The organism is Archangium lansingense (assembly GCF_026626635.1).
GTDB lineage: Bacteria > Myxococcota > Myxococcia > Myxococcales > Myxococcaceae > Archangium > Archangium lansingense.
In genome coordinates this window covers 12,449,670-12,475,991 of sequence record NZ_JAPNKA010000001.1, presented here as the reverse complement: position 1 = coordinate 12,475,991, position 26,322 = coordinate 12,449,670, and the positions used below count along the sequence as shown (strand labels likewise).

Genomic DNA, 26,322 nt, shown 5'->3' with positions numbered 1-26,322 from the left:
GACTCCCGTCATGACCTCCCGTGATTCTGCTTCGTCTCGAAATGGCACGACCGTTCGTTCTGGGGATGTGCTCGATGTGGTCGTCATCGGCGCCGGGCCCGGCGGCTACGCGGCGGCCATCCGCACGGCCCAGCTCGGCCTCCAGGTGGCCCTCGTGGAGCGGGACAACCGGCTCGGCGGCGTGTGCACGCTGCGCGGCTGCATCCCCACCAAGGCGCTCCTCCACACCGCCGACGTGCTCGAGGACGCGCGGCATGGTGGGGAGCTGGGCGTCGTCGCCTCCGAGGTGCGGTTGGACCTGGCCGCCGCGCACGCCTTCAAGAACCGCGTGGTGGAGAAGAACAGCGCCGGCGTGGGCTTCCTCATGAAGAAGAACGGCGTCCGAGTGGTGCAGGGCTTCGGCACGCTCGCGGGTCCGGGCCGGGTCCGCGTCACCGACAGCCGCGGCGAGGTCCAGGAGCTCCAGACGCGCCACGTGCTGCTCGCTACCGGCTCGGCACCCAAGCCCCTTCCCGGGCTGCCCTTCGACGGCGAGCGCGTGCTCTCCTCGGACCATGCGCTCGAGCTGTCGAGAGTGCCGGGCTCGCTCGCCATCATCGGTGGCGGCGCGGTGGGGGTGGAGTTCGCCTCCCTCTACAGCCGCTTCGGCAGCCGCGTCTCCCTTATCGAGATGATGCCGCACCTGCTGCCTCTCGAGGACGTGGACGTGTCCACCGAGCTGGAGCGCAGCCTGCGCCGGCGCGGCCTCGAGGTGCACACCGGCGCGAAGCTGGAGGACTCGCGCGTCACCCCGAACGGCGTCACGCTCACGCTGCGCACCGCCGATGGGGGAACGCGGACTGTCGAGGCTGAGAAGCTCCTCGTCGCCGCCGGGCGTCGCCCGCTCACCGAGGGGCTCGGACTGGAGGCGCTCGGGGTGAAGCTGGAGCGGGGCTTCGTCCCCGTGGACGGGCGGATGCGCACGAGCGTGCCGGGCCTCTACGCCATCGGTGACATCGTGCCCACGCCCGCGCTCGCGCACGTGGCCACCATGGAGGCCATCGTCGCCGCCGAGGCCATTGCCGGGCTCGAGCCGCAGCCCATCGACTACGCGCAGGTCCCCTCATGCACCTATAGCGCACCGGAGGTGGCCTCCATCGGGCTCACCGAGGCGCGTGCGCGCGAGCGTGGCTTCGACGTGCGCGTTGGCCGCTTCCCGTTCTCCGCGCTCGGTAAGGCGCGCGTGCTGGACCACACCGAGGGCTTCGTCAAACTGGTGAGCGACGCTCGTTACGGGGAGCTGCTCGGCGTGCACCTCATCGGGCCCCACGTGACGGAGTTGCTCGCGGAGGCAGGTGTCGCGCTCCGGCTCGAGGCCACCGTCGAGGAGCTCGCGCGGACGATGCACGCGCACCCGACACTCTCCGAGGTCATCCACGAGGCCGCGGAGGTGGCGCTCGGGCACCCGCTGCACCTCTAACCCTCAGTCCGCCGTGAGGTCCTGCTTGACGATGTTGGGCTGGCCGGCCTTCACCTCGATGGTGCGGGTGATGTCCTTGTCGAGGTCACGATTGATGAGCCGCACGGTGTGGGGGCCGACGGAGACCTGGACGGGCGCGAAGGGCGTCTGGCCGATCGGCTTGCCGTCCAGGAACACCGTGGCATAGGGCCGGATGCGGAACTCCAGCTTCGCCTTCTGAGCACCCTTTCGTCGCGTGGGCTGCGCTTCCGTGGACTCCTGCGGGGTGGGCTCCGGCGAGGGCTTCTCCCCGGCGGCCACGGGCGCGCTGGCTTCCACCGGCTGCGGCCCCGTGGGAGGAGCCACCTTCTCGGCGACGGGCGGCTCGGCGGGGGGCGGGGCCACGGCCACAGGTTTCGGCTCCGGTGCCGGAGTGGGCGCGGCCTGCATGGGCGCGGGGGGCGCGGTGTTGCTCCGGAAGAGCACAACACCACTGCCCGCGGCGAGGAGCACCAGGCCTCCCACTGCCAACCCCAGCCGGGCACGGCTCTGGCGAATCCCGAGCGCGACGTCCTCCTTCTCGAAGCGCTCCGTCTGCGCGGGAGCCGCCGGCTTCTGGGTGTCCGTCGTCGCAGGGCTCACCGCGGGCAGGTCGTTCCTGCTGGGGGAGATAGCCGTGGGCGCGAGCGGGAGCTCTTTGTACTGCCCGGTGTGCACCGCGGGCAGGTCACGCCTGCTGGGAGAGATGAGCGTGGGCGCCAGCGGGGGCTCTTTGTCCTGCGCGGAGGGATGGGACAGGGCGGTCTGGTGGTGCGTCCTGTCCGTATGGGTCCTGGAGTCCTTGTCCGCGTCGAGCGGGGCGGCCATGCTCCCGGGGCGCGGCTCGCCAGTGGGGGTCCGCATGGGCGACATGGCCGTGGCGTTGAAGCCGATGTCCTTCTCTCCAGTGGGCGAGGGCCTCGCCGGACCGCTGTTCCTCGGGCACAGCCGCTCCACACATTGCGCCAGGTCTCTCGCGCCCACCGACTGGCCGGTGGAGAGGATGAACCGCTCCAGGTCCGCCTGGAAGGTGATGCAGTCCGGATAGCGTTGCTCGCGCACCTTGGCCAGGGCTCTGTCGAGGATGCTGCACAGCGCTTCGGGCAGATCCGGCCGGCGCGACGCCGCGGGGACGAGCGGCTCGAAGAGGATGGCCTGCATCATGCTCACGTCGGTGGTGGCCTCGAAAGGCAGCTGGCCGGTGAGCAGCTCGTAGAGGACGACGCCCAGCGCGTACACGTCCGCGCGCCGGTCGAGCTGCTGGCCCTGCAGCTGCTCCACCGGCATGTAGGCAATCTTGCCCTTGATGAGACCCGTCTTCGTCTTGTGGCTCTGGTTGGAGGCCTTGGCGATGCCGAAGTCCACCACCTTCACGGCCCCTTGCCGTGACAGCAGGATGTTGTCGGTGCTGATGTCCCGGTGGATGAGCTCCAGGTGCCGTCCGCTGGACGGGTCCACGAAGTCGTGGGCGAAGGCCAGACCCTCGCATACGGCGGAGATGACCTTCGCGCAGAAGGTCGGCGGCAGAGGAACTCCCGCCTGGATGGCACGCGCGGACAGCGTGCGCAGATCCGGCCCGTCGATGTACTCCATCGCCAGGTAGTAGGTGCCGTCGGCCTGGCCGAAGTCGAAGATCTGCACGATGTGGGGATGGTTGAGCTGCGCGGCCACGCGCGCCTCGGTGAAGAACATCCCCACGAACGTCGGGTCCTCGGCCAGATGCGGGAGAATTCGCTTGAGCACGAGCGTCTTTTCGAAGCCCATGGGCCCTTCCACCCGGGCGAGGAACACCTCGGCCATGCCTCCGGTGGCGAGCTTGCTGACCAGCTGGTACTTGCCGACTTGCGTCAAAGCCAAAAGCCGTCTCCTGGGCCGCGAATGCGGCCGCATCATATGCCCAGCTCATCTCCAGAGCGGAGGGGGGGCTGCCAGCGGCGGGCTCCCTGCTGCTACGTTGATGCATCATGAAAGCCAGTTCCCTTCGGACAGGGCGAGCGCGGGTGCTCGCCCTCTGTCTCGCGGCATGCATGCCTGCCCAGGCGCTCGCCGCCGCTCCCTCGCCCGCCCGGAAGTCACCTGCCCGGAAGACGCCGACTCGCAAGACCCCGGCTCCCAAGGTGGACTTCCAGAGCGCGTTCGATGCCGCCGTCCGGCTCTACGAGAACTTCGAGTACGAACAATCTCTGGAGCAGCTGTCCCGGGCCAAGGCCTTGGCGCAGGGCGTCGAGCAGGAGGTGCCGGTGGTCCTGTACCAGGGCATTGTCCAGGCGGAGCTCGGGCGGCGGGAGGAGTCGCTGTCTGCCTTTCGTACGGGTCTCTACCTGAAGGCGGACGCGAAGCTGCCCGTGAAGGTGTCCCCCAAGGTGGAGCGCGACTTCGAAGACGTGCGCCAGTCCGTCCTGGCCGACCTGGGCCTCTCCGGGTCGAGCACCCAGACGCCCGCGGCCACCGCGCAGGCCCCGGCAGATCGCCCGGTGCAGTCCCCCGGCCTCACCTCCAGTGTGGAGCCGCCGCCCCAGGCGCCCGCTTATGTCCCCACGGCCAGCACGGAGAGGTCGTCCGGCCGTCCGGTGCTGCCGCTGGTGTTCCTCGGAGCGGGCGCATTGGCTGGCGGCGCGGCGAGCTTCTTCGGCCTGCAGTCGGCCACCAACGTGCGCTTCGCGCTGGAAGCCGACTACTATGATCAGCGCACCTCGCGCCTGAAGAGCGCCGAGGATCAGGCCCTCATCGCCAACATCCTGTTCGGCACCGCGAGCGCCGCCGCGCTGGGGGCACTCGCCACGTTCCTCATTCCCGGGAGCTCCGACGCTCCTGCCTCCACTTCCACGGGAGGGGGTTCTCCGTGAGCCACGCTTCCAAGCTCCTGCTGCTGTCCTGTCTGACCTGCGCCTTCGCCTGCACCGTCCCGACCATCGAGGAGCTCGACAAGGAGCACCCCATCGAGAAGTGCAGCGCGGAGCACAACACGTGCGCGCCGGGCTCGGTGTGCTTCGAGGACCAGTGCATCCCCTACGAGGGCTTGGACTGCAAGCCTGGGGACCGCCGGGCCTGTGGCTCCAGCGTGGGCGAGTGCCGCCCGGGCACGGAGCTGTGCGGCGCGGATGGCACCTTCGGCGCCTGCCAGCCAGAGGTGGGGCCGGTGCGCGAGACGTGTGACGGCAAGGACAACGACTGCGACGGCTCGGCTGACAACTGGAAGGGGGCCCTCGAGCTGACCCGGAACCACGACAACAGCGCCCCCGCGGCAGCCGTCGCGGTGAGGCGCTCCTCCGATGATACCCGGGGCACGTTGCTCACCTTGACGTCGGAGGACGGCAAGCTCGTGACGAGGACCCTCGGGGCCGATGGCACCTGGATGCAGGCGAAGACGTTCGCCCATCCCCAGATGTCCTTCAAGATGCCCGTGCTCGCGGCGCATGGAGACACGGTCGCCGCGGCGTGGCTGGGCGTGAAGTCCCCGGTGGGCACGGAACCGTTCGTCCATCAGGTCTTGCTGACCCTGATGGATGGGAGCGGCTTCCCCATCACGACCCAGGTGCTCGACATTCCCCATGTCGAGCCCTTCGATAGCAGTATCCCGGTGCAGCAGCTCCGGGTCGCGATCAACAAGTCCCACGTCCTCGTGCTCATCCTGGCGGCGAACAAGTCCTTCGCGGTCATCGTCTCCCGGAATCTCGACGCGGGCAGCCGGAAGGGCCCCATCGCGCTCGGCACCGTGCACCCGAGCTGGCCCGAGGACCGCTGGTTCAGTGCCACGGTGGGCGGCAAGGGGGAGGAGTTCCTGGTGGCCTACGAAAGATATTCCATGCTCCCCTCCGGCGGCGTCATCACCAAATCCAACTACACGCTCACCATCACGAACGAGGGCGCGCTGGGCCTCGAGCATCTCATCAACAACGACCCCGACGTCCATTCGCCCTTCATGCTTCCGCTCCAGGGCGACCCTTGGGAGCACACCGTCTACTTCGTGGCGGCCGACACCTCGTCGGACTCGTCCTGGATCGCCTCATTGAGGTGCCAGGAGAGGGGTTGTGCCCAGCAGCAGCAGGAGTTCTTCTCCTATGGGCACCGGATCCGCCGCATGCAACTCGTGGCCCAGCCGGGGGCGGCGATCCCCGAGAATGCTCTGTTGAGGTGGCAGGATTCGAACATGAGAAGCCACGCGCTGACCGCCGTCACCTTCGCGGACAAGGCGCCCTCGTACACCGAGCTGCAGCCGCCCGGGCAACCGACCCTCTCCGAGTCGCTCATCGTCATGCCCGACTCCATCCACCACCTGCTCTACAACCAGGACCTCCCGCCGCCCTCGACGGTGTCCTCGCTGGCGGTGGGGTTCTCCGTGACCGAGGCGCACGTCCTGACCTTCTGCAACCCGTAGCACCTCTCGGTTTTCCGGCTGCTGCGGACGAGGGGTCTCGACTTTTCGAGGCTCCGCACACTGTCCGTATGAGTCCAACTCCGCGAAATTTCGGGCCTCCCGTGAAGCCTCCGGCCCCTGGCACACGGGTGGCAGAAGCCGGCGACGCATCAGCCCGGCAGACGACAGGCCGGAAGACGAGTTCGAGGAGTCACGGACATGACAAAACAGGGTGGATGGGCGCTCGCGCTGCTGGGATTGGCGGCGTGTAGCGACGAGAGCAGTATTCCCAAGAACGAGCCGGTGCAGATGAAGGCGCGGATGGAGTCCTTCGAGAGCTGCGCGGCGCTCGAGTCCTATATCGAGGACGCCGCGGTGCTCGACATGCGCTCGAGCATGGAGCGCTCCAAGCCGTCCTATTGGAAGGGGCGGGGCGGCTGGTTCGGCGGCGAGCCCGCGCCCGCGGAGGACTCGGCAGGGGGCGGCGGCACTGGCTCCGGTGGCCCGAATGCGCATACCGGCACCAACAACCAGGTGGAGGGCGTGGACGAGGCGGACTTCGTGAAGAACGATGGCACGCGCATCTTCGTCCTCTCCGGACAGAAGCTGTACGCGCATCGCTCCTGGCCGGCCGAGTCGCTGCGCGCGGAGTCCTCGCTGACGCTCGAGGGTTGGCCGCGACAGATGTTCCTCCACGGGAACAAGGTCGTCGTCTTCTCCGAGATCTATGCACCGGACTCGGGCTCGAGCGGAGGCAAGGATCTGCCGGTGGCCTGCTCGCCCATGGGCCCGTGCGGTTACGGAGCCCCAACCACCAAGGTGACGACGGTAGACGTGTCCGACCTCGCCGCGCCTCAAGTGACGGGCGAGCTGTACCTGCCGGGCGGCTACCACGACGCGCGTCTGGCGGGCAGCTCGGCGCGGCTGGTGATGCGCGACTCGTTCCGTTGGCCCGCTGGCGTGCGCTGGTGGCCCGACTACTCCCGGGACCTCTGGGATGACCAGTCGCGGTTGGAGAAGGAGCTTGATCGACTGATGGTGGAGAACGAGCAGCTCATTCGCGCGCAGACCCTGCCGCAGTGGCTGCCCGAGGGCCGGCGCAAGCGGTCGGATGGCACCGTGGAGACGGTGGGCTATGACTGCCGCGACTTCCACAAGACGAACGCGCCCACCCGGCTGGGGATTGTCACCGTGGCCTCGCTGAACCTGGACGCACAGGGCTTCCAGGCGCCGGGCCGCGTCTCGCTGGTGACCGAGCCGGGTCAGGTGTACGCCAATGGCACCTCGCTCTACATGGCTACGCCCCACTGGTGGTGGTGGCCGGAGGCGGGGCAGACGGATTACACCTATGTGCACAAGCTCGACCTGACCCAGCCGGACCGGGCCTCGTACGCGGCCAGCGCCACGGTGCCGGGCTTCCTGTTGGACCAGTTCAGCATGGATGAGCACGAGGGCGTGCTGCGGGTGGCCACCACCATCACCTCTCGGGTGGCGGAGGCTGGCAACCAGTGGGGCCGCACCGAGACGACCAACCGCGTCTTCACCTATGTGCCGGAGGACGGCCAGCTGCGGATGCTGGGGCAGAGCGAGGAGCTGGCCAAGGGCGAGCGCATCTTCAGTGCGCGCTTCGTGGGCGACAAGGGCTACGTGGTGACGTTCGAGCAGGTGGATCCGCTCTTCACCTTTGACCTGTCCGACCCGGCGAACCCGCGCAAGGTGGGCGAGCTGAAGATTCCAGGCTTCTCTCGGTACATCCATCCGGTGGGGGACACGCACCTGCTGACGGTGGGCGTGCACATCGCGGAGGGCGGCAACTGGGGCACGGCCATCAAGCTGACGCTCTTCGACGTGACGGACATGGCTCAGCCTCGCGAGGCCTTTACGCAGGTGGTGGGCACCGCCTACAGCTGGAGCGAAGCGCTCTATGACCACAAGGCCTTCAACTACTTCCCGGCCAAGGGGCTGCTGGCCATTCCCTTCATGGACTGGTCGTCGCAGTACTCCGGGGACTACTGGAACAACTTCGTGAGCGAGCTGCGAGTGTTCCGCGTGGACCTGGCCAACGGCTTCAGCCCGGTGGGGGCCATCTCCATGAGGGACATGTACCAGACGGTGAACTACAACCAGTGGAGCTGGGTGTACACGCCCTACGTGCGCCGCAGCGTGATGGCGGACGACTACGTGTACGCCATCACCGACGCGGGTGTTCGCGTGGCCCACGTGAGCAACCTCTCCAAGCCGCTGGCCACCACGCGCTTCAGCCCCTTCATCCAGTAAAGGGGCCTGGCCGGCCGCTTGCCAGACAGGCGGCCGGCTGATGGGTCAGGCGAGCAGGGGTTGGGACGTCCGCGAAGGCAGCCCGCGCATCCGCGGTGGAAACCCGCTATAGGCCCCTCGCGCCCATGTCGTCCGCCCCACTGCCCAACCGCCGCGAAGAGTTCCGAGCCCTCTGGAGGCTTGCCCTGCCCATCGCCATTGCTCAGGGGGGCCAGTCCCTCATGAGCTTCGTGGACACGGCGGTGGTGGGGCGAGCTGGGACGCAGGCCCTGGCGGCGGTGGGGCTGTCCTCCGCGGTGTTCTTCGCCCTCAGCAGCTTCGCCATCGGGATGATGATGGGGGTGGACCCGCTGGTGTCCCAGGCCTTCGGGGCGCGAAATGCGCCACGTGCGCGGGTGCTCCTGTGGCAGGGCAGCTACCTGGCCGTCATGGTGGGCACCGTGCTGGCGGTGCCGCTGGTGGTGGTGCCGCGGGTGCTGCCCTACTTCGGCGTGGACTTCGCGGAGCTTCCCGAGGTGCGGGACTACCTCACCTGGCGAGCGCCCAGCCTGCCGCTGCTGCTGCTCTTCATCACCACGCGTGCCTATCTCCAGGCGACGGCGCGCCCCCGGGCCCTGGTGGTGGCCACGGTCATCGCCAACCTGCTCAACCTGGGAGCGAACATCCTGTTCGTCTTCGGCGGAGAGGTGTTGCCGGCGTGGTGTGGGCCGCTGCGCCTGATGCCGGCGCTGGGGGTGAAGGGCTCGGCGATCGCGACGCTGATGGCGTGCGTGGTGCAATGGGGCATCGTTGCGTGGTCGGTGCGTCTGACGCCAGCCGCTGGGGGCACCTCCTGGGTGTGGCCGGTGCGCGCGGACATCCTCCAGGCGCTGCGGGTGGGGATGCCCATTGGTCTGCACATCGCGGCGGAGGTGGGGGTCTTCTCTGGGGCGGGCGTGCTGGCGCGGTGGTTGGGCCCGGAGAGCATGAGCGCGCATCAGATTGCCATCTCCTTTGGCAGCCTCTCCTTCTCCGTGGCGATGGGCATTGGCAACGCGGGCAGCGTGCGGGTGGGCTGGGCCGTGGGAGCGCGCAATACGCCGCAGGCACGGCTGAGCGGGCTGATGGCCTTCGCCTCGGGCACGGGCTTCATGTCGTTGTGCGCACTGGTGTTCGCCTTGTTCCCCGAGTCGCTGGCGCACGTCATGGGCACGCCGCCCGAGGTGATGCCTCTGGTGGTGCCGGTGCTGATGGTGTGCGCCGTCTTCCAGATTTCCGATGGCATCCAGGGCGTGGGCGCGGGCGTGCTGCGCGGGGCGGGGGAGACGCGCTTCACCTTCATCGCCAACATGGTGGGGCACTACCTGGTGGGCCTGCCCGTGGCGCTGCTGTTGGGCTTCGGGTTGAAGCTCGGCGTGGTGGGCATCTGGTGGGGCCTGTGCGCGGGGCTCACCGTCGTGGCGCTCGCGCTCTTCTGGCGCTTCGAGCGTCAGAGCTCCGGCACCCTCCAGCCGCTGGAAGCGTGATGCGAAGGCTTCGAGTGCTGGTGTTCGGGCTCCTGCTGGTAGCGGGAGCCGCGTCCGCGCCGGTTCAGGCGGCATCGCCCGCGTTGGCGGCCACGCTGGTTCAGTCCAGCGTGCTGTCCGCGGACACCACCCGGGTCAAACTGATGGCGTACCTGGCCCGCGGCGATATCGCTGGCGCCATCGCGATGTACGAGGCCCATACGGGGCGAGTGGCACCGGCATGGTTGATGGACCTGCAGGGAGCCTACGGCGTGGCGAATCAGGCCGCCGGCAGGTGTCAGCAGGTAGCCCGCATCATCCACACCGCGTTCTTGAAGCTGGGCCAGACGCCGCAATACATCGCGTTCAAGGCAAGAGAACGTGAGGACTACATTGTTTTCGAATTGGCGAATGGGAAGGACGCCCCTGTCTCCCGCACTGGGTACCATGTGGCTGTCCGGGTTGGGGACATGGTTCACGATGCGTATACGGGGCCGCTCGGGATGACGCTTTCCGATTATCTTTCCCGATTGCATGCTCGCCAGGGTGTCGTTTGGGAGGTGGTTTCCACACCATGAATGATGGGAATGCTTCGGACAGCCAAGCTCCTCGGCGCCATGTGTACCTGCTCGACTACCTGATGCGGTTGCGGCAGGAAAAGACCAGGGGCCTGTTGCTAAACATGGGGGAAATCAACGTCACCCGGATGGTGGCATTCATCGATGGTTACCGGGCCTGTCACTACGCCAACGGTATAAAGGACGAGGAGTACGGTCTCTTTCACGACTGGCTCCGCGACGTGAAGCACGAGTTCCCTGGGGAAGGCTGGGACGTGAAGTACCTGAACGACTGCGACGGCGACCACGAGCGCGCCATTCGCAAGTTCCTCGACTTCGTCGCCGAGTTCGTCGCCCTGCGTGAGCGTGAGCAGCAGGGCGTCTGAGCCCGCGCCCTCACCACGGCAGGTAGTGTTGAATCATCTCCCGCCACACCGGCCAGTCGTGTGTGCCTCCCCACCAGATGGCCAGGTGGTTGGCGATGTCCTTCGACCACAGCAGCTTCGAGAGCCGCTCGTTCGACGGTCGGCAGAAGTCGTGCTCGCCCACCGCCAGCACCATCTCCACCCGCCTCAAGGCCGCCAGATGCGCCGCGTCCGATACCCCCGGCAGCCACTGCATGCTCGAGTGGTAGTACACGCTCTCGTCGTGGTGGCCATCGAGGAAGTCCTCCGTCTCGAACTTGCCCCCCATCGAGACCAGCCGCCGGAACGTGTTCGGGTTGCGCAGCCCGATGTTGTACGTGTGGAAGCCTCCGAAGCTGCACCCGCCCAGCGTCAGCCGGCCTCCCGTGCTGCGTGACATCAACAGCGGCACCACCTCGTGCAGCAGGTACTGCTCGTACGCTTCGTGCCTCGCCACCCGGTCATGCGGATGGATGGACGTGTTGAACCAGCTCTCCTCGTCCACCGAGTCCGCGCACACCACGACGTAGCGTCCCGCCTGAATCCGGTCCGCGATCGCCCCGATGAGCCCGAAGTCCTCCGCTTGATAGAAGCGCCCCTTGCTGGTGGGCAGCAGCAGCACCGGCTCGCCCGAGTGCCCGAAGAGCAGCACCTCCATGTCCCGGCCCAGCCGCGAGCTATACCAGCGGTGATATTCGCGATTCATGCGCCCACCTTACCCGCCGCCCTCGCGCCACGGGCGGCTCACTTCCGCCTGGTACCGGCGGGGCGCGCGACAGTGAACACCTGCCCGCGGGGTGGGGGCGGGCTGGGTCCCTAGAAGCGCACCGTGGGGCCGATCAGGATGCTGTGCAGCGGCTTGGCGCACGCGTCGAGTGACGGGCTCTCTGAGCTGTCCACCCGCACGTCACACCATTGCCACGCCGTGGAGGCGGTAATCCCCAGGTGCTCTCCCAGCCACGTGTCCAACCCCAGGCGCACGGCCGTGCTCAGCCCATCGTGCAGCATCCGCCGTGGCACGCTACCCAGGTCGTCGAACGTCAGCGGCGTCGAGCGGCTCTGCGCCACCCTCAGCCCCACCCACGGGTTCACCCCGCCGTCCCGTAGGAAGCGCAGCCTCAGCTCCAGCCCCAGCGAGCGGTAGTCCAGCTGCAACTGCTGGCCCTGGATGGTTGCGCCCCACGTCTCGGCGCCTTCACCCACCACTCCTAGTGACAGGCCGAAGGGCGTCTCCGCTCCCACGTAGACCTGCACCGCACCACCCATGGCCCGGACGCCCGAGGTATGATCCAGGACAAAGCCGGTGCTGGCTGCGGCGTAACCCCGCCATCCCCCCGCTGCAGATGTCCCTGCCCACAGGGCAACGACCAAGCCTCCGAGACTCGCAACGTGTCGCATGCGGGGCGGAGTCTAGCCCAGACCCGCCCCGTCAGGTCTACCCATACAGTGGGTACGTTTCCCGGTGGGCGTTAGCTCGTCGACGCGAGCCGAGTAGAGTCCCGCTCCATGTCACTCTCTTTCGACGCGGCCGCCACCTCTGTGCGTGACGCACTCACCGACGCGGGCCAGGGCCTGGTGGAGCGCGAGGCCATGGTGGAGTTGGTGGCGTTGTGCGCCGTGGCGGGCGAGCACCTGCTCGTCATCGGTCCTCCTGGCACCGCCAAGAGCGAGGCCGTGCGCCGCACCGCGCGGGCGCTCGGCGGCGGCTACTTCGAGTACCTCCTGGGCCGCTTCACCGAGCCCTCTGAAATCTTCGGCCCGGTGGACCTGCGCAAGCTGCGCGAGGGCCTCGTGGAGACGGAGACGGCCGGCATGCTACCCGAGGCCGAGGTGGCCTTCCTCGACGAGGTGTTCCTCGGCTCCACCGCCATCCTCAACACGCTGCTGGGCCTGCTCAACGAGCGCGTCTTCCGCCGCGGCCACACCCGCATGAGCTGCCCCCTGCGCGTGTGCGTGGGGGCCTCCAACGCCCTGCCCGAGGACGAGTCGCTCGCCGCCTTCGCTGACCGCTTCCTCGCCCGCACCTTCGTGGAGCCCGTGCCCGACCCGCGGCTGGAGGACCTGCTCGCCGGTGGCGCCTCGCTCTGGAAGGCCGAGTCGGCGCGCACCGCTTCCCTGGAGGCCGTGGACGTGCTCGCCCAGGCGGCGCGCGAGGCGGACCTCGGACCGGTGCGCCCCCACCTGGCCCACGCGCTGCGCACCTTGCGCGGTGCCGGCATTGGCTTGAGCGATCGGCGCATGGTGAAGGCTCAGCGGCTGGTGGCTGCCGCCGCCGCACTCGCCGGACGCTCCACGCCGAGCGTGGCGGACTTGTGGCCCCTCGTCTATGCCGTGCCTACCAAGGAGGCTCAGGCTCTCGCGCGTGATGTGCTGCGCGACTTGCTCGCGCACTCGGAGAACCCCTCCCTGGCTGCCGCCGCCCTCGAGGCCAGCGCGGGCCCCCGGGCGCGGGCTCAGCGCATCGCCCAGGCCGGGCGAGCCGTGCTCGACGCTCGGCCCCTGGATACGGACGCCGAGGCCCTCGCCTCTTGGAGGCTGAAGCTGGAGGGCGTGGCGCGAGAGATGGACGCGGGCTTTGCCCCCGAGGCTCTCCCCGAGGACCTGCGCGCCGTGCGCGAGGAGCTCCGCGCGGCCCTGGCCGTGGCTCCCCGGATGGAAGCGGCTTGAGGGCTCACGCTGGTGGCTTCAGGGCAGCGGGTTTTTGCCCGCGAAGGCCTTCAGCCAGGTGTGCTCGTCGTATAGCCGGGGGGCGCGGGACTCCTCATGCAGCGAGGCCAGCGGCCAGCGCTTGAAGCCCGAGCGCTTCAGCGCCTCCTCCCACCTGCCCAGCTCCACCCACAGGTCGATGCTCTCCATCCGCGTCGGGCTGTGCCCCGTCAGCTCGGAGCCGTACACCTGAAGCAGCAGCCCCCTCTCCAGCTCCAGGCGCGAGCGCTGCTCTCGCAGACGGGCACCCACCTCCCACAGCAGCCGCCCCATCCACCGCCGCTCGTCCTCGAGGATGTGGGCAGCGCTGGCTCGGGCGCGCCGCTGAAGCTCCTGGCCGAGTGACACTCCCTGGGCCCAGGTGGCCAGCAGGAAGGCATGGTGGCCGGGCAGCAGCAACACGTCCTTCAGGGACTCACGCATCTCCTGGAAGAAAGGCTCACTGGACGGTTGCTTCCACTCCAGGGAGACGAGCGGCTCGAGGGCCTCCAGGTCGCGGCGTTGGAGGAGGGCCTCGGGGGGACGCTCCGCGAGGAAGGTGCGCAGGGCGAGCTGGAGGGTGGAGGGAGTGGAGCTGGTGAGCTGAGTGAGTCGCGCTTCCGCGGCGGGCAGCAATTGCTGGCGCGCTGGCTCCTCCGCTCCGAGCAACGCCAGCCGCTCGCGCAGGGCCATGAGCAGAGGCACGGAGTCGCTGGCGCGCACCTGGCCGGGCCCCCACTCCAGGAAGCCCTCCTGCTCCGGGATGACGGTCAGCAGTGGCAGGCCCTGGGGTCCCTTGAATGGCAGCTTCTCGTCATGCACCAGAGGGAGGAGGTGCGTATCCTCCACGGGCTCGGGCAGCAGGGGGCTCTTGCTGAAATCCGGACGCCCGAGCGCGTCCCAGGACTCGAAGAAGGCATGCCGCCAATCCGGGGACCGGGAGCGGCGCTCGGCGAGCGCCAGCAACAGGGCCGCCTCCGGCGTGTGCTTCACCTCGGGCCACCGCAGGTCGTGCCGCATCGCGTCCAGCGAGCCGTGCTCCAGGTAGAGGCATGCCCGCATCAACCGGGCGGGCGCATTCGTCCTGTGGATGGGGGGTTGGAGCAGTCGGTCCAGGAAGGAGTACGCACCCCGGTGGCCGGCGAAACAGAGCCAGATGCGCTGCTGCGACAGATTCGCCCAGGGGTCCTCGTCCGCGCTCGCCTTTTCTTCATCGAACCCATCCAGGGCAAGCTGGCTGCCGACTGCCGCGGCGGACACCAGCCCAAGGGCTCCCAGCAGCAGACGGCGGCGAGACCAGCGATTGCCTGTTCTTCCAGCTACCATGGAGGGCTGTTTGCTCCCGGGTTCCGTCTCGCCGTTCTCGCGCTTCGTCACGGTGACCTCCATGGTAGCCTCCAGGCTTCATAACGCAAGAAGTGGGCTCGTGCGGCTGCTGGTGCTCCTGGCCATGCTCCAGGCGGGGTGTCTGTCGGAGGCGGATGAGTCCACGCTCGGTATGGAGTGTGGTCCACGGGACCTGACCCCGGAGTGCTGTCTCAAGAAGAACCCCGGTCAGTGGGAACGTTGTACCGGTTCGTCCGAGCTGGCGCGGGCCGCCGGGGTGGAGAAGACCTCTCCCCTGATGAAGGCGGCCGCCGTCGGCACGGTGGTGGTGATGGGGGCGCAGGCTGTGCACATCGGCTCCGCCGAGCGCCGGGGCGTGGAACTGGCGATGGACCTGTTCAAGAAGGTCGAAGGGGAGATCGTGCGGTGCGTGCGCCGGGCGGAGCAGGAGGTCAACGACTACCACTTCGGCGGGAAGAGCCCGACGTGGGCACAGTGTCAGGAGGTGAAGGTGGGGGAGAGGACGACGTGGGCTGCCTACCTGGGACTCCTCAAGCACGAGATGGCTTGGCCGTGCCTGCGCAAGGCGCTGGACAAACTGTTGGGGAAGGACAGGTACCTGCTCCACCCACGGTTCTACGTCAACCAGCAGACGGGAGCGTGGGAGCACATGCCCGAGGACATGATGAGCCAGATCGTGACGCACCAGGGGTGGTCGGGGCTGCGCGGAACCATCGAGCCGGACATCGTCCTGCTGGATGCGAACAACGTCGTCATCCACGTGTACGATCTCAAGTTCCCGTGCCCGAAGACCAATGCTGCGAAATGGGAAACGTATGGGCAAGGGGATTACTGGAAGGATTGGTTCCAGGGTGACCTCTATAGATTCGCCCTCAATGTGGAGCCTTTGCTCGTTTCCCCTCGTGGCGGAGTATCAATACCGAAGGGGCAGTAGAACGAGAGACCAGCTATGCGCTATCCGAGATTGCGGTACCACAATGAGCGTGGATGGCTGAGCGCGAGCGATGCCTTGCTCATATGCTTCTATATTCCGCATCCCAACGAGCGGATCGCCCCCGCCGTCATTCGTGCCGTGGAATGCTTCCGGGAACGGATAAGGCCTTATCCGTTCGTTTGGAACGACACCGGGGACGGGCAGGCCGAGCCGCTCGATGATGCTTCCTGGGAAAGAACCCGCCGCAAGACGCTGGATGCGGAACCTGGGGGGAGCGGCTCCCTGAGATTGGAGGGCAAAGACCCTGGAGTCGATGACCTCCTCGTGGACTACCGCGGATTGTCCCCTGTCCCCCTCCCCTGGCCCGAGCGGAAGGAGGACGTGTGTGTCCTGTACCTGCGCCTGCCCACGGAGTTCCTGGAGGAACGGGGAGCGGAGCATGTGCATGCGCTCGCCCTCGAGCTGGCGGTCGAGCTTCCCTTTGCCTCGGGGTATGTGGACTTCATCCTCTGCTCGTCTCTCCTCCATGAGGTCGGCGCCCTCGAACTCATCCGCTCGCGCTACCCGGGCGTGCACCTCACGTCGAGCGGGGCCACCATGTACGTGGGCACCCGTGTCGAGGGCGTGCACTGGATGAACTTCCTCGGGCAGCCGGTGCTCGGCGAGCTCGGTGGCATGTCCGGCCTGCGCGAGCGTCTGGCGCTCCCAGGCATCACGCTCCAGGAGATGAGCGGAGAGCGGGTGCTCATCACCCTGGGAGAGCGGCCCGAGGTGGGGGAGGTGGAGGCGGATCCGCGGCTCGCCCCGTACCGTGTGCTCGCCCGGGTTCTCGAGCCCTGCCTCTACCGGCGAAAATCCATGTTCGGCCGCCCGGTCCCCGAGGAACTGCTTCGCTGGGACCGCCGCTTCCTGGAGTGACGGAGCCCCCCGGAGAACCCGAACCACCGGGTGAGGTAGGCTCTCCCTCGTGGTGAGCCCGTTGAGCCCTGTTCCCTCCTTCTGCCCCTCCTGGAGCCCTCGCACCAGCCCGTTGACCGCGCTCGCGGTGGCGGGGGTGGGGCCGGTGGCGCTCGCGCTCGCGCGGCGGGTGCTGGAGGCCGATGACGCGGCGCTCGCCCGGTGGAGCGGCGTGGCCGGGCCCGGCGTGCTGGTGCTGCTGGGCGACACGGAGTCCCTTCCCTGGGTGGATGGCCTCGTCTACCTCGGGCGCGACACGGCGGCCCCCTCGTTGCTGCTGCCGTGCACGCTCGCCCCGGACGTGGCCCCCGCGCTGCTCGAGCGCGCGCTCGTCGCTCGGGCCTCGGGGAGTACGCCGCTCGCCGTGCTGCCGGGCTCGGCGCACCTCGTACCCGTGGGCGCTGCGCGTCCCGTCTCCCGAGACACCGTGCGTGCGTGGCTGGCGAAACAGGAGAGCCCATGAGCACCCTGCCCGAGGCGCTGCGCCCCTGGGCCGCGCAGCTGTCTCTCTTCTCGGAGGACCTGGCGCTCAGCCTGGGCCACCACGTGGCGCGGCTGGCCGCGGCGCTCGGCCCCCTGCGAGCGCGCAATGAGCTCGAGGGCGGTGAGCCCCAGGGCTACGACGGCCTCTCCCGCCGCGGCTCTCCCGAGCGGCTGCTCATGAGTGAGTGGCTGATGGCCCTGGAGGCTCCGGACGAGTTCGTGCGCCGAGCGGCCTTCGGTGAGCAGTCCTTCCTCCGGACCGCCTATCGCCAGCCCCAGAGTGGACGCCGCACCGTGGCCCTGCTGGATGCCGGGCCGGACCAGCTCGGCTCGCCCCGTATTGCGCACCTGGCGCTGCTGGTGGTGCTCGCCCGGCGCGCCGAGGCCGCGGGCGCGACCTTTTCCTGGGGCGTGCTCCAGTCTCCTCCCAAGAAGCAGCCCTTCTCCACCGTCGACGCCGCTGCCATCGGCCAGTGGCTGAAGTCCGCCAACGCCGCGCCTCCCCTGCAAGCCCAGCTCGCCGCATGGCGCGAGGTGCTCGAGCTGGGGCGCGCTCCTGAGGACGTGTGGCTGGTGGGCGGTGCGAGGCTGGCGCGGTTGCCGGGCGCCGAGGACCTGTCCCGCGTGGCCGTGGACGAGGTGGTGGCTCCCGGTGCTCGGCAGCTCTCGGTGGAGGTGCGGCCCGCGTCCCGGCCGGCGCGCCAGGTGGTGCTGGACCTGCCGCCCGCGCCCCAGTGCGTGCGGCTGCTGCGCGACCCATTCGCCGCCGCTGTCGCCGCTCCCGTGCTGGATGCGAGCAACGGCGCCGTGCGCTCCATCCACTTCTCCGCGGATGGCCTGCGGCTGATGATGGCGTATGCCAACGGCAGCGTCTCGGCACAGGTGCTGCCTCAATCTCCACGGGACACGGTGCCCAAGCCCAAGCGCTTCCTTCTCCCGAGCGGTGAGCGGGTGGTGGCCACGGGCTGGCGCCGCACCGGTGGGTTGCTCGTGGTGACGTGGAACCAGGCCAGGCTCTGCCTGGGCGTGTATGGCACCCTGCGCGGGCGCCAGGGTCACGTGTGGACCATCCCCCACACGGCCTTGGTCGAGCCGCTCCGGTTCCCGCTGACCAGCGAGCCCCCGCTGCTGGCCCTGTCCCTGATGCGCGAAGGGCGGGAGAGCGTTCTCGTGCTGGACTCCACGCACACGCTCCGTCCACTCTTGGGGGACGAGCGCTCCCTCGTGCAGCCCCTCCGCGGGGTGACTGCGCTCTTCGAGCGCCGGGGCGGCCTCTTCTTCGTGGACCGAGACCGGCAGGAGGACCGGGGCATTGCGATGCCGCGCACCGGGTGTCTTCTGCCCAATGCGTTCGATGGATGGATACAGACGCTGCCCGTCGAGGGGAGCGGAGAGGCGTACTTCGGCCATGCGAAGGACTCCGCTCAGAAGGACCCAGGGCCTCCGCTCGCGGTGCGCCACCAGCCGGGCCGCTGGTGGGTGACGCGAGACTCTCACGATGAGAAGCAGGGGGTGATGGTGACCGTCGCCGAGGGCCTGCGCGTGGTGGGGTTGTGCTGCTGGCCGGTGGACACGGCGCGGCCAGGACTGGTGGTGCTCGGGCAGGACGAGCGCACCTTCTACCGGGTGCCCGCGGACGGCGTCCCCGAGTTCCTGGTGACGGCTCCGGCCCGCGTCGTCACCAGTTGCGTCAGCCCCGCTCAGCCCGTGCTGGCCTGGCTGACGGAAAAGGGAGAGGTGTGCGGCTGGAGCTTCCAACACCGGGCTCTCGTCTACCGCTCCATGCCGGGAGGTAAGCCATGAGACCCGCGCGCTCGCCGCGGCCTCGCGCCCATGTCCACCGGGGCTTCGTGGAGGCGGTGGCCTTCTGGTTCGACCCCGCGCTGCTGGGAGAGGCTGAGGCGCGCCGGCGCGTGCTGGCCGCCTGGACGCCGGGAGCGGCGGTGTACGCACTCGCTGGAGGCTTCCTGTTGCGGCTGACGGCCCCGTGCCGGGTGGAGTGTGCCGCGGCGCCGGGCCTGCCTTTGACGCAGCAGGACGGCGTCCTGCTCTCCGCGCCCCTCTCGTCCTCCGAGCACGAGCGACTCGCCCCCTCGTCGGGGAGTGCCGTGTTGGTGCGCGCGGGGACGGCACAGGTGCATCCGCTCGAGCCCTCGCGGCGGGTGGACGTGTCGGCGTGGCTCGACGTGTCGGGCTGGGGCATGGTGCCCGTGGAGAGCCTGGGTGCACTCCCGCCTCCGGTCGCCACGCCCGTGCCCGTCGAGGCGCCCACGCGTGCCCGCTTCGGGGTAGGTGCTCCCGCTCCCGAGGCCGAGGTGATGCGGGCTCGCCTGGAGGGGCGGCCCGAGCCTCAGCTTCCCCGCGCTCCGGGGCTGCTCGAGAGGCTCAAGGCCTGGTGGAACAAGAAGCCGCAACGGCCGGGCGAGGCGACCGTGGAGGCGGGGACTGCCGCGCGTGCAGCTGGGATGATGGAGAAGCTCCGCGCCTGGTGGCGAGGGACGTCGCAGCAGCCAGGTCAGGCCGCCATGGAGGCGGGGACTGCCACGCGTGCTCCAGGGTTGTTCGAGAGACTCCTGGCCTGGTGGAGCGGGCGCGAAGGAGGGGCCTCCTCTGAGGGGCGGGGCACATCCGGGAATGCGCTTCCCTCGCCGCCGCCTCCGCCCCAGGGGCCGGGGTTGTTCTCCCGGCTCGCCGAGTGGCTCGCCACCTCCACGCCGCTGGGCTCGCTGCTGGGCCGGCGCAAGGCGGAGTACGTGCGGCGACTCTTCGATCTCTTCGACGAGGGCAACCTGCAGGAGGCGCTGCGCTACGCCATCCCGCTGGACAAGGGGGCGCCCTCCGAGCAGGTGCGAGTGTCGCTCGGGCTGCCCGGCCCCCGAGAGCAGCTCGCCATCCAGCCGCGCCAGGGTGGAGCGGCCAGCGTCTTCGGAGGCGGAGCGGCGGTCTACGAGGCGCTGCGCGAGCGCTACCGCGAGGCCTTCCGGAAGCTGGAGCGCGAGGGCCGCATCGAGGAAGCGGCCTTCGTGCTGGCCGAGCTGCTGAACGAGAGTGCGGAAGCTGTCTCCTTCCTGGAGCGGCACGGGCGTTTCCGGCTGGCGGCGGAGCTGGCCGAGGGGCGCAAGCTGGCGCCGGGGCTGGTGGTGCGGCAGTGGATGCTGGCGAAGGACGTGGCCCGGGCCGTGGACATTGCCCGGCACACGGGGGCCTTTGCGGATGCGGTGTTGCGGCTGGAGCGCTCGCACCCGGCGGAGGCTCGTGTCCTGCGGCTGCTCTGGGGCGAGGTGCTCGCGCAGTCGGGAGACTACGCGCGTGCGGTGGAGGTGGTGTGGCCGGTAGAGGATGCGCGGCGGCTCACCCTCGCGTGGTTGGAGCGAGGCGTGGAGGTGGGCGGCGTCAGCGGGGCGCGGCTGCTGGCGCGAATGTTGTCGGCGTTCCCCGAGCGCTTCGACAAGGTCCGCACGCGAGCGCTCGCGCTGCTCGACGGGGAGGACGCGGAGGGTGCTCCTGCACGCCAGGTCTTCACCGAAGCGCTGGTCCGCGCGGTGGAGCATGACAAGAGTGGAGGGGACGCGGGGCATGTGCTCCTCCGTTCGGCGGTGCGCGCCTTGCTGAGGGACAGAGCGGCCGGTCACCTGCCCTTGAATCCCCGGGAGCTGGAGCGCATGGTGCAGCTCACGGGAGACACGGTGCTGCGAGCCGACCTGCCTCCGTTGCCGCCTCCGCCCGAGCGCAAGGGCTTCTCAGCGGAGGGCGCACGCCACGTCTTCGATGCGGCGGAGGGCGGGCCCTGGCCCATCTACGACGCGGTGCCCCTGTCCGGAGGCCGGCTGCTGGTGGCGCTCGGCGAGGCGGGCGCGCGGCTCGTCACGCGCGAGGGCCGGTGCGTGGCTCACTTCGACGTGCCCGCCTTCTCGCTGGTGCTCTCGATGCACGAGGACCGGGCGCTGGCGCTCGCACCTCGCGGGGCGGTGAAGCGCCTCTCGCGGCTGGAGCTCGCCCAGCGCCGGGCCGAGCCCTGGTGCGACACGCGCGTGGACGCCTTCGCCCGGGTGTACGACGGCAACCTGTGGTTCCTCGCCGTGGAGGACACGGTGATGGCGGTGGATGCGCTCGCCTCGGAGCCGCGGGCGCTGTGGCGGGTGCCGCAGTTGGGCGGGCATGTGCTGGAGGTGGCGGCGGGGCCGTCCGAGCTGAGCTTCGCCACCTTCAACGCGTCAGCGGAGCTCGAGCGGTGGACCTACTCGCTGCCGGGCCCCACGTTGCGCTCGCGCCAGGCGCTGCCGCGCGCGGTGGAGGAACTGCGGTACCTGTCGTTGAGGATGGACGGGGAGCTGGTGGCGCTCGACCAGGAAGAGGGCCAATGGCTGGGCGCCTACAATGCGAGCTCGTCTCGGCCTCCCGCTCAGGTGTTGCCCAGGAAGGAGCTGAGGGGAGTGGTCCTCGGCGGGCTGTGGATGGCGACGATGGAGCCCATGCCGGAGGGCGAGCGGGTGGGGCTGCTCGAGCGGACGCAGGGCACGGCGCGCGCGCAGTTTTTCTTCGAGGAGCATTGGGCGGTGTCGGTGCGCTTCCTCAACGGAGAGCTGTTGCTCTTCGACACGGCGGGCCGGCTGGCCCGGGTGGATCCGGCGAGAGGCGAGGTGCGGCGCGTGGTCCTGCGCTGACCACCCCCTCGTGCCCACCAGGAAACAGATGATGGGTCCACAGGGCAATTCAGTACGGGCCGATTCTTGCTGTCCCAGAGTCGTATGGACAGCTTGCGGGTATGGCCCTCCAGTTTTCGCTGTCGCAACAGGTGGCGCGCCTTTTGTCGGGCTGTCCCTCGACAGTGAGGGGGCGTGTCCTGCGTGAGCTGTCCCAGCGGCTCGCGGCCTCCCGGCCTCCACCCAACAAGGGGCTGGAGGTGGGCGTGCTGCGGTTGCCCTCTGGCTTCCAGGTCAGCTACCGGCTGGACCGCGAGCGGCAGCAGGTGGAGATGCTCGACCTGGCCGGCGCTCCCGGCTAACAGCGCCGCGTCGCCTTCTTCAGGAAGGTCCGGAGCACATTGAGGTCCACCGGCTTGGGCACGGCGCCGAGGATGCCCTCGGGCAGGGGTTGGGCGTCCCCCGCGCCGGACACCACCACCACCGGGAGCGAGCGCAGCGCCGGGTCCTCGCGCACGTAGCGCATCAGCTCCCAGCCGCTCATCACCGGCATCATCAAATCCAGCACCATCACCGCGGGCAGGGGCGCACCTCGAAGCCGCTCGAGTGCCTCCAGCCCATGGCCCGCCACGTCCACCTCATAGCCGAGCGCTTCGAGGAACTCGGCGAGCAGCTCCCGGCTGTCCGCATGGTCCTCCACGACGAGCACTCGGTTGCGCACTTCGCTCCTCTCCTCCCGGCCTTCCTTCTCGAGGGCGCGCCATAGCACGACAGCATGACGAAGCCCGGAAAGAGACTTGGGCTCTGCCGCGCCAGGGTTGGCTCCTGGACCGATGGGGGGACCCCGGAGGGCCGAAAAACCGTCCGGCGTGGGGGGTTGGACCCGGAATCGTTCGGGGTGGGACATCCCGGGTACTCGGGGAAGGCGAGAACCAGGTCCCATGTCCCGAGCAGGACGTGAATGGTCATCCCATCACCTGTCGGCTCCAGCGAGTTGGCCAACCTATTGCGTTCGGTTCGCCTCTGAAGCCACCCGCCGGGGGAACGATGAGGCGTGGCCTCGCAACCATGCGCTCCAGCGAGCACTATTAGGGTCCCAGGTTTTCGCGACTACCCATCCTGTCCTGTCGCGGGCTGCCTCTCCGGCTCTAAGCAGACGGCCTGATGGGTCGCCTCCGCGAGAGTCAGAGAACCACCATGGGACAACCGTCGACCGGCAAACTGGCAGCAAACGTGGGCGAGATTGCCCGCGAGGCGCGGGTGCGCTCGGGGTTGACGCAGGCGGACGTGGCGGAGCGGGTGGGGCTGGCGACGGAGGTGTACGGGCGGCTGGAGCGGGGGCGGATGTTGCCCAGCGTGCCCTCGTTGCGGCGGTTGTGCATTGCGCTGCGGATGCCCTCGGACTCCTTCTTGGGCCTCAACACGGGCGAGGTGGCGACCTGGGTGGCCGAGTCCTCCCCAGCCGAGTACGAGGAGGTGCCCGAGCTGCGCCGCCTCATGCGCACCCTGCGCAAGCTGGACGCCTCGCAGCTCAAGCTGATCGGCCTCGTTGCCGCGGCGCTGCAGAAACGTTAAGCGCTGGCGGGCAGGCGGGCCCCTTCGTGGCCGTCAGGGCTTGTCTTACCCCCGGGCAGGCTGGCGTCATGGGCTCCTTCCCTGCACGGACGGGGTGCACATGGCGAACGAGCAGCGGCGACTGAACGCGGAGTGGAGGCCCCGTACGGCCCTGGCCCTGGCCCTGGTGCTGGCCGGCCTGCTTCCGCTCGCGGCGGCCCGGGCGCAGGCACCCACCACGCCGCCCGGCCTGCAGAACATTCCGGACGCGCCCCTGGCCAGCCCCGATGCGGGCCTGGTGCCCACCGAGGTGGACCTGCAGCGCGCCGAGGACGGCTTCGCCCTGCAAGGGGCCGGGGATGGGGGCACGCAGCCGGGTTTCGAGGCCCCCACGCTGGTGGTGGACGCGCCCGCGCGCTATCCCGAGGCCCTCGCCGCCCAGCCGGTGGCGGGCACGGTGCGGCTGGAGCTGCTGGTGGACGAGCAGGGCGAGGTGGCCGAGGTCCGGCTCGTCCAGGGTCTGCACCCGCTGCTGGACGAGGCCGCTCTCCACGCCGCGCCCGGCCTGCGCTTCTCCCCCGCGAAGGTGGATGGCGCGCCGATGCCAGTGCGCCTGAACTTCGAGTACCGCTTCGAGGCTCCTCAACAGGTGGCCGAGGCTGAGACGCCCCTGCCCCCCGTGACGCTGCGCGGGTTGATCCGCGCCAAGGGCAACCGCAAGCCCCTGGTGGGAGCGGTGCTCGTGTCGGATGCAGCGCGGGAGATGCCCGTGGAGACGGGACCGGATGGCCGTTTCGAGGCGCGGCTGCCTCCGGGCACCCAGACGGTGCGCGTCAACGCTCCCGGCCACAAGCCTGGCGTCTTCCTCGAGGAGGTGCGCAAGGGCGAGGCGCTCGAGGTGGTGTACGGCCTGGAGCCGCTGGTGGTGAACCCCTACGAGACGGTGGTGCGCGGAGACCGTGAGCGCACCGAGGTGTCCCGCGTCACGCTGCACGACGCCGAGCTGCGGGAGATCCCCGGCACCATGGGAGACCCCTTCCGGGTGATGATGCTGATGCCCGGCGTGGGCAGCATGCTCTCGGGCATCTCCTACCCAGTGGTGCGCGGCAGCCAGCCGGCCGCCACGGGCTATTTCCTCGACGGCATCCGCGTCCCCATCCTCTTCCACCTGTTCCTCGGGCCGGCCGTCATCCACCCGGACTTCATCGACTCCATCGACTTCTTCCCGGGCAACCCGTCCCCCCAGTACGGACGGCTCACCGGAGGCGCGGTGGAGGGCAGGCTGACGCGTCCGCGCGATGACCGGCTGCACGGCAGCGCCTACGCGGACCTCATCAACGCGGGCCTCTTCCTCGAGTACCCCTTCCAGTCCACGGGCACCAACGTCTCGGTGGCGGGCCGCGTCTCGTATACGCCATGGTTGATTGCCCTGGCGGCCAACGCCCTACAGCCGCCCGGTGCCAACGACTCGAAGCTGGTGCTGGACTTCTACGACTACCAGGCGCGCATCGAGCAGGAAGTGGGGCCGGGCCGGCTGCGCCTCTTCGCTTTTGGCTCCTCGGACACGTTTGGCACCCAGGCGACGAGCGACAACGGCACCACCGCGCTGCAGTCCGTCCTCTTCCACCGGGTGGACCTGCGCTACCGCCACCCCGTGGGCGGTGGCGAGCTGGAGGGAGGCGTCACCTGGGGCTTGGACCGGTTTGCTCTCGGCGCTGAGACGGCCCGGGAGGGCGGCACCCGCATCGACATTGACCAGAACGACCTCACCGCGCGCCTGGGCTATCAGCGCAAGTTTGGCGAGTCCCTCTCCCTGCGCAGTGGCCTGGACGTGGACCACAAGCGCGCGCTCGTCACCCTCGAGCAGCGCTTCCGCCCGCCCACCGGCGGTCCGCTCGAGGAGACGAGGCTGGAACTGCCGGTGGCGATCGCCACCTTCAGCGGCGTGTGGGCGGAGCTGCTGTGGGAGCCGAAGGACTCGCCCTGGTCGGTGGTGCCCGGCTTCCGCGTGGACAACTACCACCTGGCCGGCGGCATCAACCACGTCGCGGTGGAGCCGCGCATCACCGCGCGCCGCAAGCTGGGCGAGCAGCTCACCCTCAAGGGCGGCGTGGGCCTCTACCACCAGCCGCCCACCACGCTCATCAGCTTGCCCATCATCGACATCGCGGCCCTGGGCCAGGGGCTGCAGCAGGCGCTGCAGGTGTCGGCGGGCGTGGAGTACAAGAACCTGTGGGGCTTCGACGTGAGCCTGGATGGGTACGTCAACCCGATGCTGCGCACGGTGGAGCTGACGCCGTTCGGCAACGAGGAGCTGCCCATCGAGACGCCGGACCAGCCCGGTGATGGGGTGGGGGACCCGAGGGATCCGCCGCCGCCCGGGACGGGGGGGAGGCGTGTGGTGCGAGGCATGGCGCAGGAGCAGATACCCCTGCCCGACATTGATATCCCGGACATGAGCAGCCGAGGCCTGTCGTACGGGCTGGAGCTGCTCATCCGCCGTCCGCTGGGGGGCAACTGGTTCGGCTGGCTGTCCTACTCGCTGCAGCGGAGCACGCGCCTGGTGCGCTTCACCCGCTTCAACGACCAGGACGTGCCGGTGGGCCAGGACGAGGCGGACCTGCCCTACGTCTTCGACCAGACGCACGTGGCCAACCTGGTGCTGAGCTACAAGTTCGCCAACAACGTCACGCTGGGCGGGGTGCTGCACTTCAACACGGGCCGTCCCGAGTCGGGCAACCTCACCAGCCGCACGATGGTGGAGGGCCGAGATCCCCTCGGCCAGTCCCGCTGGGTCCGGGTGGACATGGACAAGGTGGAACGGTTACCGCCCTTCTTCCGCTTCGACGTGCGCGTGTCCAAGGCCTGGGCCTACGACACCTTCACGCTCGAGGCCTACCTGGACATGCTCAACGTCACCATCAGCCAGGAGGTGGTGAGTTTCGACTATATCGGTGGCCTCGGCGTGCCCCTGGAGAGGCGTCCATCGGGCGTGCCCATCGTGCTGCCCATCCTTGGGCTCAAGGGACGTTACTGAGCCAGCACCCACCGCCCCGTCTTAGAGACATCCACCCCACCGTCTCCGGGCCGGGCTCGAATTCGAGCTCCCGGGAATGCGTTTCCAGGCCAAAGGTTGGGAGGTCATGGCCGACACCGGGAGGGT

The 26,322-nt window shown here is 69.3% G+C and carries 21 protein-coding genes; 16 read left to right on the top strand and 5 right to left on the bottom strand.

The annotated features are described in order from the left end of the window. The first annotated feature begins 10 nt into the window (after positions 1-10). A complete protein-coding gene (gene lpdA, locus OV287_RS50030) occupies positions 11-1,459 on the top strand; it encodes a dihydrolipoyl dehydrogenase (RefSeq protein WP_267541176.1) in 1,449 nt (482 codons plus the stop codon). 3 nt (positions 1,460-1,462) lie between these two features. Here lpdA and OV287_RS50025 read toward each other — a convergent pair whose 3' ends face one another. Further along, complete coding sequence (locus OV287_RS50025) at positions 1,463-3,367, bottom strand: protein kinase domain-containing protein (RefSeq protein ID WP_444546341.1); 1,905 nt, start codon at positions 3,365-3,367, stop codon at positions 1,463-1,465. A gap of 74 nt (positions 3,368-3,441) precedes the next feature. On the opposite strand from OV287_RS50025, the gene OV287_RS50020 reads away from it, so the two are divergent. From OV287_RS50020 to OV287_RS49995, 6 genes are all read left to right on the top strand, one after another. Further along, positions 3,442-4,323 (top strand): hypothetical protein, encoded by an 882-nt coding sequence (locus tag OV287_RS50020; RefSeq protein ID WP_267541175.1) that lies wholly within the window; start codon positions 3,442-3,444, stop codon positions 4,321-4,323. Further along, positions 4,320-5,855 carry a putative metal-binding motif-containing protein gene (locus OV287_RS50015; RefSeq protein WP_267541174.1) on the top strand — a complete coding sequence of 512 codons (1,536 nt, stop codon included), beginning with the start codon at positions 4,320-4,322 and terminating at the stop codon, positions 5,853-5,855. Before OV287_RS50020 ends, OV287_RS50015 begins: the two co-directional genes overlap by 4 nt. Before the next feature lie 198 nt (positions 5,856-6,053). Further along, positions 6,054-8,111 carry a beta-propeller domain-containing protein gene (locus OV287_RS50010; RefSeq protein WP_267541173.1) on the top strand — a complete coding sequence of 686 codons (2,058 nt, stop codon included), beginning with the start codon at positions 6,054-6,056 and terminating at the stop codon, positions 8,109-8,111. 125 nt (positions 8,112-8,236) lie between these two features. Next, the gene (locus tag OV287_RS50005) at positions 8,237-9,616 is read left to right on the top strand and encodes an MATE family efflux transporter (protein WP_267541172.1); all 1,380 of its coding nucleotides are present in this window, start codon (positions 8,237-8,239) and stop codon (positions 9,614-9,616) included. Then, positions 9,616-10,173 (top strand): papain fold toxin domain-containing protein, encoded by a 558-nt coding sequence (locus OV287_RS50000; protein WP_267541171.1) that lies wholly within the window; start codon positions 9,616-9,618, stop codon positions 10,171-10,173. Before OV287_RS50005 ends, OV287_RS50000 begins: the two co-directional genes overlap by 1 nt. Further along, positions 10,170-10,538, top strand: coding sequence for a hypothetical protein (locus tag OV287_RS49995; RefSeq protein ID WP_267541170.1), 369 nt, complete (start codon positions 10,170-10,172; stop codon positions 10,536-10,538). Before OV287_RS50000 ends, OV287_RS49995 begins: the two co-directional genes overlap by 4 nt. 10 nt (positions 10,539-10,548) lie before the next feature. Here the strand turns inward: OV287_RS49995 and OV287_RS49990 are convergent, their stop codons facing one another. Then, positions 10,549-11,262 (bottom strand): esterase family protein, encoded by a 714-nt coding sequence (locus OV287_RS49990; RefSeq protein ID WP_267541169.1) that lies wholly within the window; start codon positions 11,260-11,262, stop codon positions 10,549-10,551. Positions 11,263-11,372: 110 nt separating this feature from the next. Beyond that, a complete protein-coding gene (locus tag OV287_RS49985) occupies positions 11,373-11,822 on the bottom strand; it encodes a hypothetical protein (RefSeq protein WP_267541168.1) in 450 nt (149 codons plus the stop codon). A 240-nt stretch (positions 11,823-12,062) separates the two neighbouring features. Between OV287_RS49985 and OV287_RS49980 the strand changes: the two genes are divergently transcribed. After that, on the top strand, positions 12,063-13,223 hold the full coding sequence (locus tag OV287_RS49980) for an AAA family ATPase (protein WP_267541167.1): 1,161 nt from the start codon (positions 12,063-12,065) through the stop codon (positions 13,221-13,223). Positions 13,224-13,241: 18 nt separating this feature from the next. Here OV287_RS49980 and OV287_RS49975 read toward each other — a convergent pair whose 3' ends face one another. Then, positions 13,242-14,630, bottom strand: a complete 1,389-nt coding sequence (locus OV287_RS49975; RefSeq protein ID WP_267541166.1) for a hypothetical protein — start codon at positions 14,628-14,630, stop codon at positions 13,242-13,244. A 37-nt stretch (positions 14,631-14,667) separates the two neighbouring features. On the opposite strand from OV287_RS49975, the gene OV287_RS49970 reads away from it, so the two are divergent. The 6 genes from OV287_RS49970 to OV287_RS49945 all read left to right on the top strand — a co-directional run bounded on the left by OV287_RS49970 (position 14,668) and on the right by OV287_RS49945 (position 21,967). After that, positions 14,668-15,522: a hypothetical protein gene (locus tag OV287_RS49970; RefSeq protein ID WP_267541165.1), complete on the top strand. Its 855-nt coding sequence runs from the start codon at positions 14,668-14,670 to the stop codon at positions 15,520-15,522. A gap of 15 nt (positions 15,523-15,537) precedes the next feature. Further along, a complete protein-coding gene (locus tag OV287_RS56650; protein WP_373371887.1) occupies positions 15,538-16,440 on the top strand; it encodes a type VI immunity family protein in 903 nt (300 codons plus the stop codon). Positions 16,441-16,492: 52 nt separating this feature from the next. Further along, on the top strand, positions 16,493-16,942 hold the full coding sequence (locus OV287_RS49960) for a bpX5 domain-containing protein (RefSeq protein WP_267542579.1): 450 nt from the start codon (positions 16,493-16,495) through the stop codon (positions 16,940-16,942). Continuing rightward, positions 16,939-18,765 carry a hypothetical protein gene (locus tag OV287_RS49955; RefSeq protein ID WP_267541163.1) on the top strand — a complete coding sequence of 609 codons (1,827 nt, stop codon included), beginning with the start codon at positions 16,939-16,941 and terminating at the stop codon, positions 18,763-18,765. Before OV287_RS49960 ends, OV287_RS49955 begins: the two co-directional genes overlap by 4 nt. Continuing rightward, positions 18,762-21,626 (top strand): bpX6 domain-containing protein, encoded by a 2,865-nt coding sequence (locus tag OV287_RS49950; protein ID WP_267541162.1) that lies wholly within the window; start codon positions 18,762-18,764, stop codon positions 21,624-21,626. The genes OV287_RS49955 and OV287_RS49950 overlap by 4 nt, the downstream gene beginning before the upstream one ends. Before the next feature lie 101 nt (positions 21,627-21,727). Continuing rightward, positions 21,728-21,967, top strand: coding sequence for a hypothetical protein (locus tag OV287_RS49945; RefSeq protein ID WP_267541161.1), 240 nt, complete (start codon positions 21,728-21,730; stop codon positions 21,965-21,967). Here the strand turns inward: OV287_RS49945 and OV287_RS49940 are convergent. Beyond that, positions 21,964-22,326 (bottom strand): response regulator, encoded by a 363-nt coding sequence (locus OV287_RS49940; protein ID WP_267541160.1) that lies wholly within the window; start codon positions 22,324-22,326, stop codon positions 21,964-21,966. The genes OV287_RS49945 and OV287_RS49940 overlap by 4 nt on opposite strands. A 476-nt stretch (positions 22,327-22,802) precedes the next feature. Here OV287_RS49940 and OV287_RS49935 point away from each other — a divergent pair, with 476 nt between their 5' ends. Both OV287_RS49935 and OV287_RS49930 read left to right on the top strand, forming a co-directional pair. Then, positions 22,803-23,180, top strand: a complete 378-nt coding sequence (locus OV287_RS49935) for a helix-turn-helix domain-containing protein (protein ID WP_267541159.1) — start codon at positions 22,803-22,805, stop codon at positions 23,178-23,180. Positions 23,181-23,280: 100 nt separating this feature from the next. Then, positions 23,281-26,196, top strand: coding sequence for a TonB family protein (locus tag OV287_RS49930; protein ID WP_267541158.1), 2,916 nt, complete (start codon positions 23,281-23,283; stop codon positions 26,194-26,196). Positions 26,197-26,322: the final 126 nt, after the last annotated feature.